An 11,852-nucleotide genomic window follows, 5' to 3' on the forward strand; every position below is an offset into this window, starting at 1 on the left:
ATGAATGTTCACACTGAGCATCGCCCTTCGACGACCGGCCCAACACGGTACGACGAGGTCTACTATCCCGGCCACGTCTACGGGCTCACCCACCCCAACCATCTTGCAACGATTGCCGCCGTCTACGGCATGCAACCTGCGCCGGTCGAGTGCTGCCGAGTACTGGAACTCGGCTGCGGCGTCGGTGGCAATCTTCTGCCAATGGGCTTTCAATATCCGGACAGCGAGTTCGTCGGTGTCGACCTGAGCGGCGTGACGATCGAGCGCGGCCAGAAAAATATCGCGACACTTGGCCTGAGCAACATCAAGCTCCTCCATTGCGACATCATGAATGTCGATCCAAGCTTCGGACAGTTCGATTACATCATCGCGCACGGCGTGTACTCATGGGTGCCACCGCCCGTGCGTGAGAAGATGATGACGATCTTCAAGCAGAACCTGTCACCGCGCGGGATCTGCTACGTCAGTTACAATGCGCATCCGTTCTCGCACCTCCGCGACATGGCCCGCGACATGATGCGGTATCACACCCGCCGCCTCACCGGCATGAAGGAGAAGGTCGGACAGGCTCGCGCGATCCTGAAGTTCCTGAGCGAAGGCTCGAAGGCCAACACGGTTCACGGCGCGATCATGCGGGATCAGTACAACCGCGTTCTCAAGTCTCCCGACGAATTGTTGTTTCACGACGATCTCGACGATGGCGCGACCGCCTTCCTGTTGCACGAAGTCGCAGAGGATGCCGCCCAGCGTGGCCTGCAGTATCTGGGCGATTCCGATTTTTCGCGCCGCTATCTCGCCGGCTACTCCGAGGAGGTCCGTGCCACGCTGCAGCATTTCCCGGAAAGCGAGTTCATGGCACGCGACCAGTATCAGGATTTCATCGACGGCAACGGCTTCCGGCGCACCTTGTTTTGCCACGACAATGTTTCCCTCGACCGGCAGATCGACACAGATTTCGTCAGGCGGTACCACCTCTTGAGCACGACCAGCGCCGTCGATCCCGAAGCCTGTGTGACAGACGATTCTGCAATGGAATTCGAGATCCAGAACGGCAGCAGGATTACATTGACCAATCCCCTCCTGAAGGCAGCGCATCTGTGCCTCGGCCGCGCGTGGCCGCGCGCATTGTCATTCGGCGAGTTGCTGCACGGTGCGCGCGCGCTGCTGGATGGCCGTCACGCCGACGATGACGAACGGGTCCTGACGGAGGCGATGTACATCCTGTGCTGCAGCGGCGAGGTCTCCTTCCTGGTATCGCCGCCATTCCTGCTGAAGGAAATTACCGACCGGCCGCAAGCGAGCTTACTGGCCCGCAAACAGTCGCACACAAGTCCGCACGTCACCAACCTGCTCCACCAAACAGTGCAGTTGGAGGACGATCGAACCCGGCATTTCCTGCAATTGCTCGACGGCCTTCACACGATCGACCAGATCACGGCCGAGATGACCGAAGCATTTGGCTCCAGCATCCGGATCGAACAAAAAGACAAGGACGGAAAGCCAGTAGAGCCGCTGCTGCTTTCAACTCGAGAGAGCGTTGAACGCTCGCTTGCGATGGTCGGCAAGCTGGGCCTGTTGGTCGCCTGAGGCGATCGATCTCAACTCAAAGCGAGGCGCGAGACCACTGCGGTGGGCTGCGCGCGTTCGCGTGTCTCCGTCTCGTGCCTAATGATAGTGCGATATTCGGTGATGTTTCCGCGTCGGCGGCTTACGACCGTTGGCGGTCACCACAACATTGATAAGCTGCGAAAAAACCGGGGGATCGTGTGGTATGTGATTTTCGTCGGCCAGGATCAGCTGCAGCTTGTGACGACCCAGCGGCAGATTGATTTTGGCTTCGGTTTGACCCGCGCCAAAATGAAGATGGTTGAAATCATTGGGGATCGGCTGATCAAATGGCGGCAGGCTGGTATCGATCAGCAAATGGTGGTGCCCCGTATTCGCCTTTTCGAAGCCGGCGGGAGCAACGCCCATGCCGACCAGGCCGAAACGGACAACAGACGTTGGCGTGACGTACGCCCCGTCCACGGGATAGACAAAATAGACCTTCGCTCCGGAGGGCGATGGGTGACGTCCCGAATGCGGCGTGGCCTGGGCCGACGGGGCTGCAGCCTGATCGACGACGTGAACATGGATACGATCAGAGAACAGCGGCGGTGACGTCGGCACATGATTCTTGTCGCCCAACAGCAGCTGTAGTGTGTGGTCTCCCGGCGTGAGCGTAACTTCGGCTTCGGTCTGACCTGCACCGAAATGCAGATGATTGAAGTCGCTCGGAATGGGACTGTCCATCGGCGGCAGCTCGGCATCAATCAAGAGATGATGGTGACCGGAGTTTCCCTTGTCGGATCCGGCTGGCGCTACGCCCATTCCCTTCAAACCGAAATGAACGGTGAATTTCGTCGGGACGGTCTGCCCGTCCTTGATGTCCACGAAATAGACCGCAGCACCAGCAGGCGAGGTTGTAGGACCGCCGGCGGGCTTTGGCTGTGCATGCGCTGAGCCGAACGCTCCCGCTAAAATCAGGAGGGACGTCGTCATTGCGACCAAGGCTTTCGATACCATGAGAGACCCCCTAAGGCCGATAATTTGGAGCGCGGTGCGCTCTGGATTGAAGGAAATGAACGTGGCCAACAAGACAAAAATTGAGAGTGCGCGGCAGCTTCGAGACTTCAATGCGCATTCAGCATCGGTGTACGTTGAAATCGACGCGGCGGTCGATCGCATCGCTCGCGTCATCGCGGCCCGTCCCGACGATCGATTCTCGAGATCCGGCGCCGACCGCCTTCAGCCGGTCAGCCAGGCTGGGAGAAGCACTCTGCAGGAGATCCTTGATGAACTGCGCCCTTAGCACCGATAGGCGTTCATTGATTTGCGCCGGTCCGGTATTTGATGTGTGCCCAACGACATCGATGCAGGAATCGTTCTGCATCGCCTGCGACGCGATCTGACTTAGCCACATCGGGTATGGACCGGTGATATTCTGGTCATCGAGGAACTGCGTCGTGCCCGGCTTGAACAGAAGCCGTACGGACAACTTATTGGCCGTCAGGCCATACTTGACGAGACTGCCAAATGCCTCGGTGGCATCGGTCCGGCGATTAAGCTTCCAGCTGGACAGATAAATACCAGAATGAACACGAAGTTGGTCGCCGCCCGACATTTGCCGGGCCGTCCGATAGAACGCCAGCGCCTCTCGATAGCGTTTGTCGTCGTATTCGAGGATTGCGTCGCTCACAAATGCCGACGTGGCGATCCTCTCGACATATAGGGGATCGATCGGGTCGCCCAGCTTCGTCCCCTGGCAGGTCTTGATGTAGACGGCAATCGCCGGATCATTGGTCCAGATCGGAGCCTCGGCGAAGGCCGGCGTGGGTTCGGCTTTAACGCCGTCGAGTTTTGCCCTCGCAACGGCCTTCGATACGATGCTCTTGCTGCGAAGGTCTGCCAATGCAAGACAGATCCTATAGGCGTCTCGAACACCGTCAGGTGCACCGGCATTGTTTATCGCTGTAAAGGTCCCGATCAGGACAACAGGAGCGCGGCTCAGGGCCTCGCTGGAAAATGGCAACACGGCGAAGCGGGGATATGACTTGGCCACGAGGTCCTTGATGCGCTCCTGCATCAAGCGGGTTGCAGCTGATTGCGCGCCGGTCGCAGCGTCGATTAACGGATCGATGATGAGTTCAACCTTGTCCGACCCCGCGGGCACCGTAGCCTTGGAAAAGAGATCGTTGGCGGCCCGCAACAGCGCGTCGTCGAAAGGGATCGGCGTGGGCGGTGGCGGCGGCGCCGAAGAGGCTTGTGGCGGCGAAGGCGTTGGCGAGGTCGCCTGCGCATAGCACGCTTGGATGGACGTCATCAGGAAGCCGATCGCGAAGCAGGTGACGATTGGAGCGCGATCAATCATGTCTATTCAACCTTGATTAAAATGAACTAGCGACATTGGCGAAGGGCAATGCGATCGGATTCCGATATGTCACCCAGTTGCGCACGTGCATTAATCTCCTGGCAACGGGGCGTCGATTTCTGCCGAGTCGGCGCAGGGGCTGCCCGCGAGTCAGCCGCGACCGACGGCAGCCGGGCAGTCTCGATCGCAAGGCGTTGCTCGGCGCGCTCACGATCGGATTGCGCCTTCGACAGTTTCTCCGCCATCGCGCGCTCCAGTGTGGCGCGTTGCTCGGCCAATCTGATCCTGTTTGCCTCGAGTGCCGCTACTTCATTCGCGAGCTGATCACGCCGATCTTTTTCCTCGGCGCCAGGTTCGGGAGGCGAAGGCCTGGACGGTTGCGCGGGAGCGCTCGAACTCAATCGCTTTTCCTCGTCGGCTTGCCTGACCTCCTCGCGCTTACGCAATTGGGCCAATTCCTCGCTGGCTTTTCGGAAGCCGGCTTCGGCCTGCTCCAGATCAACCCGAAGCTGCCGCTCCTTCTCGTTGTATTCGTTGACCAGTCGGTCGCGCTCGTTGGCATTCTCGATGGTGTCGATCCGGGCACGGGCCGCGTCGACAAGGCTGCTCGACGGAAACTTCGTGATGAATGCCTTCAATGTCGCAACGCTCGCGGAAGACAGCGGTCCCATCTTCTTCCATGCGTCCAGATCGCTCTCTTGGGGATTCAAATAGAAATCCCCCAGCAGGGAGACCGAGAGCTCCGGTGTTTGTTGCCCGCGCGTCTCACGGTTGACACTGACGGCGACATGCCGGAATAGCGCGCCGACTTCGATCCCCGGTTCCTGCATCTCGCGAACCAGCGCGTTTGTAAACGGACTGTTGCGGCCGGTACCATCAGCCGCCACCGCGTTGGCCTGGGTCGCATAGGCGATCAACATGCCCTGAGTCCGGTCGATCCGGGCAAGTCCTCGGGTGATTTCCCCGCCGCGATTGCCGCTGCGTTGGGCTATAGCCTTCGCAAACGGATTGGTCCGGCAGGCATCCAGAACCATAAGTCGCGTTCCCGAGCTATATCCGAGCGCTTCGACAACATCGTCAAGCTTCACGAGGTCGAATGTCACGATTGAATCGGGATCGACTTGGGCATCGACAGGGACAAGGTAGTTCTGACCTTCAATCTGAAGCCCATGGCCCGAATAATAGAACAACGCAGCATCAGTGCCCCGCAGCTTCTGCGCAAAACGCGCCAATGCAGCGCGCATGCCACGGCCATCGAGATCGCGACCGTCGATGACCTCGAACCCGAGGCGACGCAATTGATCGGAGATGTCGTCAGCATCGTTGCGGCTGTTGCGGAGCAATGTGGCATTGGCATATGCCGCATTGCCTATGACTAGCGCGACACGCCCGTCAGCGTGCGCCTCTGGCGAAAGAAGCAGAGACAGGCACATGGAACAAGCAATCAAGCAAAGCGTGCAAACGAATTTCACGAACGGAGTTCCGCCAAATGGCTTGCCGAGCGGCACCGGTAATCTGAGACTAGGAGCAATCGCCGAATCTCGCAACTTCTTGTTTCCATTCAGCCAGCGTGTTAGCTTCACCAACATATTTGCACACTGCGCCCGTTCGTTTGCTTCAGGCTGAGCAGACCGCATATGAACCGGAGTTTTTGCGCTGATCCAAGTCTGGGGCATTTTGCGTTGATCCAGGTCCAGGGCTGATGAAGCGATGAAACTGTCAGGCATGGGCCGCACTTTAAAGGTGCTCGTTGTTTTGTGCGCCTTTGCGGCTGGCGCGTTCATCCCGCAGCTCTTTTTTCTTTCGGCCGCCCGGGGCCAGAACGCGAGTGCTGCGCAGGCCGACAAGAGGGTCGCTCTCGTTATCGGAAATGGATCTTATCCGCAGTCGCCTGTCCGTACGGCGGTTTCCGACGCGAAAGCGATCGCCGAGCTTTTGAAGGCTGGTGGTTTTGACGTGGTTTATGCGCAGGATGCGCGACATGCCGATATGGATGCGGCAATCCAACAATTCAGCCAAAAACTGGAACGCGGTGCCACCGCCGTCGTCTACTTCTCCGGTCATGCCATCCAGTATGAAGGCCGCAATTTTCTCATCCCGATCGACGGTACCATTGCATCGGACCTCGATATTCACTCCAATGCGGTGGATGGCGATCTCATTCTCGATCCGCTGATCGTTGCCCGGCCCAGAGGTTCAGCCGTTATCCTTGATGCGGCGAGGAGAAATCCATGGCAGCAAAAGACATCGGTCAAGGCAATTGGGCTCGCCAACGTCAGTCCTATCCAGGGCATCACTCAAGCTTACCCCGCACTCCCCGGGCAGGTCGTGGAGGATCAAAAGGGAGCGCTCAGCCTGTTTGCTGACGAGTTAGTGAAAGCCGCCAAGGCCCCCGGTCGAACCTTCAAGGAAGCATTTGGCCAAACCCGGGCTGCGGTCGCAAAGGGAAGCCGCAACAAGCAACTCCCCTGGGAAGCGTCGCTCGAGGCCGCTGACTTTGTCGTTACAGGCCGCAACGAACCAACAGACACGGCGTCGCGCGCGGTCGCGAGATTGGGCAACCCGCCGGATACGGTGGAACAAGGTTTCTGGGATACGATCAAGAGCAGCAACAACGCGGCCGATTTTCAGGCCTATCTCGATGCCTATCCGAACGGTCCGTATGCCTCCGAGGCGCGGGCAGGCCTGCAACGCCTTGGCGCGGTAGCCAGCCCGGCAAAGCCGCAAACACCGACTGTGACCAACACGCCCGCGCCGCCGGTCTCGCCGCCACCGAGGTCTACAATTCGTGACTGTTCCCAATGCCCGGAGATGGTGCTGATACCTTCAGGCAATTTCAACATGGGTTCGACTGAGGTCTTCCCGTTTGAAGGCCCTGTGCATCAGGTGTCGATCCGCAAGCCGTTCTACATCGGTAAGTACGAAGTCACATACGATGAGTGGGACGCCTGTGTCATGGACAGAGGCTGCACCTATCGGCCGGCCGATGCCGGAGCGGGACGCGGCCGCCGTCCCGTCACTGATGTCGATTGGAACGACGCAAAAACCTATGCCGCATGGCTGTCGCAAAAGACCGGGAAGACCTACCGACTGCCAACGGAAAGTGAATGGGAGTACGCCGCCCGAGGCGGCACCAGTTCACCCTACTCTTGGGGCCGGTCAGTGGAGAAGGACCGCGCAAATTGTGCGGGCTGCACCAGTGAACCGCCCCATGCCACCATGCAGGTTGGATCATTCAAACCAAATGCGTTCGATATTTATGACATGGCCGGCAATGCCGCAGAGTGGGTCGAGGATTGCTGGACCGAGGGGTATCGAGGGACGCCCACTGATGGATCCGCTTCGGTCAAACCGGGTTGTCCCGAGCGGGTGCTTCGGGGCGGCTCGTTTAATAATGACCCGAAATATCTGCGCTCAGCCGCACGGTTTAGATATGATTTCAATGTTCGCTATCAGGCGAATGGATTTCGAGTCGTTCGCGAGAAGGACGGCGACTAGGACGGTGATCGGAGTTTCCGGTCGGCAGGTTCAAACCGCCTTAGCCCAGGCACCGTTGACGTGTGACTCTGACCAGAATTGAGCTGGACCGCTGGCAACTTCATTGAACATTCCGGCATTTGAACCCGTCCCAGTTCGGATGCGACCAATCCGTGCCGAGGCGCGAGGCTGACCACGTGAAGCGCGATCTGGGTGCTGTGGACAAGATATTTTCACAGTAGGACTCAACGGTTATCGGCGGGACCTGGCAAGGTGGGATTCCTATTGCCGGTTTCGAAGCCACGAGCGCCCGCAGGGCTTTGAGGGTATGCAAAGGTAAGTGAAAACGAGCTGGTTAGCCGATTTTCGCACCTACTTCGTGCTGTAGCTCTTCCTGTCGGGCCTGACGACCCAGACGGGCCCGACACCATACACTTCGACTGAGCCGGCGCTTTGATTCAAACCGCCCGCGCGCAAAACTTCGCGTTGACGCGCCGAACTAGAACAGGAGAACCGGACATGGCCGCTTTCCAGGAGGTTTTCCGCCGCTCCGGCATCGATGAGCGCCGCAGCCCGCCAGGCGTGGTGGTGCCGTTCGGCGGCTCGAACATCGTGGCCCTGATCGATCCCGGAAGAAAGCTCGAAGTCGATCCTAACGCCCATGCCCTCGCAATAAAGGAGATCGATGGCGCCGATACCCTTAGACGCGTCATGCAGGCCAGAGATGCATTCTCCGCACCCGATATCGATCCGCAGCTCAGGGCGGCGTCACTTCCCGCCACATTCAATGGCGATGCACGGTTTTTCGAAATCAATGGCCGAATTAAGCCGATTGGCTTTCCCGGTCTGGAGGTGGTGGCCCGGTCGGCCGACCGGAAGATCGAAGCCAAGCTCCATGTCGTCGTGCTGCCGGAAATCAAGATCAAGGTGGCGTTCCGCAATGTCATGGTTCCGGGCAGCGGCGGCGCTCCGATGTTTCACGCCAAGAAGCCTTGCAGCGAGCAAGATGAATTGCTGACGATGAACAATATATGGAAGCCGCAGGCCAACATCCGCTTCGAGCGAGTGCCAAGCGACTGGCTCTTCATCGACGACGCGCAGGCTGCCATCAAACAGGAGCTCGCCAACGCGACTGGCATGAAGGATGCGAGCCTGGCGACCTTTCCCGATATGATCGATGTCGAAAAACTGAAGGGCTTCTTCGCCAAACACAAAGTCCTGGGCGCCCACTTAACCATTTTCTGTGTCGACAAGCTTCTGTCCAATGGCTCCTTCCCCAATGGCTCGTTTGCTCGATCGTTGGACCTTGCCTTTATCAGCTCGCAACGCGGGCCTAACACGTCTGCCCATGAAGCCGGGCATTTTCTCGGCTACTACTCGAAGAGCGCGACCAAACCTTGGGACAGCAACGGCCACACACTGGAGACCGATCCAAAAACCGGAAAAGAAAACAGGACGGAGGACATCAAGATGCTGATGCGCGAAGGAGGCGCCGGGTGGAAAATTCCGTTTAATCTCGTCAAGGAGTTCCGCGAGTTCCCCGGTTAGCATCCGAAGAACGGACAGAAGCCGGACATCACGCTAGACGTTGAATAGCACCTTTGGGTCAACAGCACCGATCCGGCAAAATGGTCAAAGAACAACGGCCTTGTTGGGATGAAAAGACGCAAGCTTCCTTTGCAGAGTGGGACTGTTTCGACGTTTACATCACCAGCGTAACGAAGGTGACCGGCTTCGGCAAAAGCACCACTCACAACATCGCTGGTACCCGTGGATACGAGATCTCCGGCTTGCTGGTCTACCCACAATGGCAGGCCGAGCTGAAGGTCGATGAGAGCGACGGCGACTTCGGGCTTTGGTTCTATCACTCCTACGGCCGCGCCAACGAAGCTCGGCAACCGTTTCTGGAAATCTGGGTCAGTGATCGCGACTACAGCATCCGCGCGGCCATCGCGAGTGCTCACCAGGCTGCCGTCATCAGTGGGCACAAGCGCTCACTGGTCAGGTTCTGGAAGCGCAAAGGGACGGAATTTTCACGGCCGAGGAAGCCGCAGCTGGCTGGTCCTCCGAGAGGCGCTATCCATTGAACGGCATGTATGTGTGGGAGCAGTTCGAATCCGTGCATTTGCCGAGATGGGCGCTTCCCACGTCGAATGAACGTTTTTCGTCAGATGGAATGGCGGACTGGTACGATCGTTTCAAGCGCTCGAGAGCCGCTGGATTCGCGTTCGAGAGTGCCTATCCCGGAATGCTGAAATCCTCCTTTAAGCCTTGTCTGCCGACTCGTAGCACCAAAGTCCCCGACCGTCCCGACTGGATCCACGAGATCAAGCACGACGGCTATCGCCTGATCGTCCAGCGTGACGGCAACCGTGTCCGGCTGTTCACGCGCAACGGCCATGACTGGACGGCCCTCGAAGCACGAAGCCACAGTTCCGTCGGGAAATCAGTCTGCCAGCTACCCGCCCCATCACGGCGTCGGGGCGACCACATCCTTGAAGTCAGACAAAGCGCGAATGGCTGCCGTTCTGTTCAACACAAATCGCTTCACTTCCTCTTGCTCGCTCGAACTCAAATCCGTCCATTTATGTTTTTCAGTTGGGAAGCTGATCAGAAGGCCTTCGCTGCGGTGCTGTGCGACTTGGACAGGAATAACGTCATCAGGTGTGTCGACGAGATACTGGTCTGACGGATGATTTTCGGCTTTGAGTGTTCCGGATTGCACCTGATTGGATACCTCGGGAATACCCAACGAGAAACCGAGCGCCTTCAGATCGAAGACCAATGAGCCGGGATGAGTATCGACGCTGACGAACTGGAGAAAGCTGGTCTGCGACTTGGTCACGCCGGTTTTAAGATGACCGTGAACGACCCGCACGAGCTGGCCTTCCGATCCGTTGATCCAGTCTTCGAAGTCCATGAGCGGTGTCGTGAACACGACGGGCTTGCCCACTTGCGCATCCCGCAATTGTTTGGGATCGAACTTGTCGAAGCTGACGGGCGACACCTTGGGCACCTTCTTGAACATGCCGGGTCCGATGGTCAGATCACCGCCGATAATCGGCCCAAAAAGCGACAGTTCGCGCCCTGTACTCAAGTTCTTGATCTTCACGCGGAGCAAGCTCGATTTTACGCCGATACCCGAGGCGCCAAAGAGCGCTGCGATTTTCATCTCCCAGAAGGTGCTCGGCGCATAAACAAGCCGAGGCGGACGGTGCACCCTCTTGTAACCGCCCGTACCTGTCCAAACTAGGTCGACCATGAGGACGACACTGCGATCGATGGCGGCGTTATCTTCGCCGGCCGTCGGAAACGGTTCCGTGCTCCCGACTGCCTTTTGGCCAAGCGCGACGGGCAATCCCGGCAGCTGCATTTTGACGATGGGATCAACCTGGTCGAAGATCGTTTTCGCCCTGAATTCCGACAGGCGCTGATTCAGTGCGGACGCCGCCGCCTTCGTGCGGGCACCTCTCCAGCGTCGGCTGGCGTGACCAACGCATGTGATGCGGACCGAAACCGTCCCATCTTTGGGAATGCCCATGGAACTGCTCCTATATTGCAGGTCTTTTTTGGTCAGTTGAGCGTTTGGAACGGTTCAAATGCGCCGAAATGGATTTATAACGAGTGTGCTGTCAGGGGTTCACGCAGACCACAGCTTTGGACAGCGACGACAAGGTGTCGCCACGAACGCTGATGTGGGGATTGCGTTCGATGCCAAACAGCTGGATGACATCAATGAAGTTTTTACTCCAAAAGCGAGTTATCGCGCACAGCCTACCTCACCTCGCCACCACCCACACCACCACCGGCAACGTCACAGCCGCCAGCAACGTGCCCAGCGCCACCGCGCCCGAGACCGGGTTCACCCGCGCATGGACATCAAGGAAGCCTCGGCGATGACGGAAGCCTCCGGGCTGGTGAACGAGCAGGAACAGGCGCCAGAGACGCGCCGGCCGCAATCCCAGAAAGACCCCGCCGCGAATTGGGCCGATCGTCTCCGGAAAGCAACCGTCCAGGCGCCGCTGCAGTCGCTCGCGGTCGCGTTCGTGCTCGGAATGTGGTTCGCACGCCGGCGCTGATGGCGGCGGAGTCATGATCGGAGCCTTCGACGGCGAACAGGGTAGCCAAGGCGGGATTCCCGGTCGCAGGACAGCGGCGCCCACCGACGCTGATCGTCCGATATTCCGCAACGCCCTTAAACTCACAAAGCGAATGACCCTCGACGCGGCGCAACAGCGCGAGCGCCACATCTGTGGGAGGGAAGTGGTACGTGAGGATCTAAGTCAGGGTCGCCTTGTTCTCAGGCTTAACCAACGTTTCGACCGTACCCTTTGGTAGCTTGCCAAAAGCAGCATTGGTTGCCGTGGGACGCATGATGGAAGATATGGACCGTCGCTCCCGATATCGCGATGAGGATCGACCGCGCCGCCGCGTCAAGATCTGCTTTGAATATGAGAACGGTGAC

9 protein-coding genes and 2 pseudogenes are annotated in these 11,852 nt (G+C 58.5%); 6 read left to right on the top strand and 5 right to left on the bottom strand.

Going from position 1 to position 11,852, the window contains the following annotated elements:
• Positions 1-1,587: a methyltransferase regulatory domain-containing protein gene (locus AC0L27_RS29060; RefSeq protein WP_473321198.1), complete on the top strand. Its 1,587-nt coding sequence runs from the start codon at positions 1-3 to the stop codon at positions 1,585-1,587.
• 78 nt (positions 1,588-1,665) lie between these two features.
• Here the strand turns inward: AC0L27_RS29060 and AC0L27_RS29065 are convergent, their stop codons facing one another.
• Genes AC0L27_RS29065 through AC0L27_RS29075 form a run of 3 tightly spaced genes read right to left on the bottom strand, consistent with a single transcriptional unit; the run spans position 1,666 to position 5,637 of the window.
• Positions 1,666-2,739, bottom strand: coding sequence for a DUF4399 domain-containing protein (locus AC0L27_RS29065; RefSeq protein ID WP_473321126.1), 1,074 nt, complete (start codon positions 2,737-2,739; stop codon positions 1,666-1,668).
• Complete coding sequence (locus AC0L27_RS29070) at positions 2,684-3,910, bottom strand: OmpA family protein (protein ID WP_275170261.1); 1,227 nt, start codon at positions 3,908-3,910, stop codon at positions 2,684-2,686. Before AC0L27_RS29070 ends, AC0L27_RS29065 begins: the two co-directional genes overlap by 56 nt.
• 26 nt (positions 3,911-3,936) lie before the next feature.
• Positions 3,937-5,637 carry a caspase family protein gene (locus AC0L27_RS29075; RefSeq protein WP_473321129.1) on the bottom strand — a complete coding sequence of 567 codons (1,701 nt, stop codon included), beginning with the start codon at positions 5,635-5,637 and terminating at the stop codon, positions 3,937-3,939.
• On the opposite strand from AC0L27_RS29075, the gene AC0L27_RS29080 reads away from it, so the two are divergent.
• The 4 genes and pseudogenes from AC0L27_RS29080 to AC0L27_RS29095 form a co-directional block, all read left to right on the top strand.
• A complete protein-coding gene (locus AC0L27_RS29080) occupies positions 5,621-7,408 on the top strand; it encodes an SUMF1/EgtB/PvdO family nonheme iron enzyme (protein WP_473321130.1) in 1,788 nt (595 codons plus the stop codon). The genes AC0L27_RS29075 and AC0L27_RS29080 overlap by 17 nt on opposite strands.
• A 498-nt stretch (positions 7,409-7,906) precedes the next feature.
• Entirely contained in the window at positions 7,907-8,935 is a 1,029-nt protein-coding gene (locus AC0L27_RS29085; protein WP_473321132.1) for a hypothetical protein, read from the top strand.
• A gap of 80 nt (positions 8,936-9,015) precedes the next feature.
• On the top strand, positions 9,016-9,474 hold the full coding sequence (locus tag AC0L27_RS29090) for a hypothetical protein (protein WP_473321133.1): 459 nt from the start codon (positions 9,016-9,018) through the stop codon (positions 9,472-9,474).
• A 161-nt stretch (positions 9,475-9,635) separates the two neighbouring features.
• Positions 9,636-9,791: pseudogene (locus AC0L27_RS29095) on the top strand (ATP-dependent DNA ligase); the annotation flags it as partial.
• Between the two features lie 66 nt (positions 9,792-9,857).
• On the opposite strand, the gene AC0L27_RS29100 reads toward AC0L27_RS29095, so the two are convergent.
• The gene (locus AC0L27_RS29100; protein ID WP_211397511.1) at positions 9,858-10,928 is read right to left on the bottom strand and encodes a hypothetical protein; all 1,071 of its coding nucleotides are present in this window, start codon (positions 10,926-10,928) and stop codon (positions 9,858-9,860) included.
• A gap of 331 nt (positions 10,929-11,259) precedes the next feature.
• On the opposite strand from AC0L27_RS29100, the gene AC0L27_RS29105 reads away from it, so the two are divergent.
• The gene (locus tag AC0L27_RS29105) at positions 11,260-11,466 is read left to right on the top strand and encodes a hypothetical protein (protein WP_275170256.1); all 207 of its coding nucleotides are present in this window, start codon (positions 11,260-11,262) and stop codon (positions 11,464-11,466) included.
• A 76-nt stretch (positions 11,467-11,542) separates the two neighbouring features.
• On the opposite strand, the pseudogene AC0L27_RS29110 reads toward AC0L27_RS29105, so the two are convergent.
• Positions 11,543-11,746: pseudogene (locus AC0L27_RS29110) on the bottom strand (DUF427 domain-containing protein); the annotation flags it as partial.
• Between the last annotated feature and the right edge of the window lie 106 nt (positions 11,747-11,852).

Source organism: Bradyrhizobium sp. Ken51, assembly GCF_055807435.1.

Bases quoted from the DNA above. Each gene is read 5' to 3' on its own strand.
- AC0L27_RS29105 (WP_275170256.1), top strand. From the start codon at position 11,260: ATGGACATCAAGGAAGCCTCGGCGATGACGGAAGCCTCCGGGCTGGTG.
- AC0L27_RS29100 (WP_211397511.1), bottom strand. From the start codon at position 10,928: ATGGGCATTCCCAAAGATGGGACGGTTTCGGTCCGCATCACATGCGTT.
- AC0L27_RS29075 (WP_473321129.1), bottom strand. From the start codon at position 5,637: ATGCCTGACAGTTTCATCGCTTCATCAGCCCTGGACCTGGATCAACGC.
- AC0L27_RS29060 (WP_473321198.1), top strand. From the start codon at position 1: ATGAATGTTCACACTGAGCATCGCCCTTCGACGACCGGCCCAACACGG.
- AC0L27_RS29085 (WP_473321132.1), top strand. From the start codon at position 7,907: ATGGCCGCTTTCCAGGAGGTTTTCCGCCGCTCCGGCATCGATGAGCGC.
- AC0L27_RS29070 (WP_275170261.1), bottom strand. From the start codon at position 3,910: ATGATTGATCGCGCTCCAATCGTCACCTGCTTCGCGATCGGCTTCCTG.
- AC0L27_RS29080 (WP_473321130.1), top strand. From the start codon at position 5,621: ATGAAACTGTCAGGCATGGGCCGCACTTTAAAGGTGCTCGTTGTTTTG.
- AC0L27_RS29090 (WP_473321133.1), top strand. From the start codon at position 9,016: ATGGTCAAAGAACAACGGCCTTGTTGGGATGAAAAGACGCAAGCTTCC.
- AC0L27_RS29065 (WP_473321126.1), bottom strand. From the start codon at position 2,739: ATGACGCGAGCGATGCGATCGACCGCCGCGTCGATTTCAACGTACACC.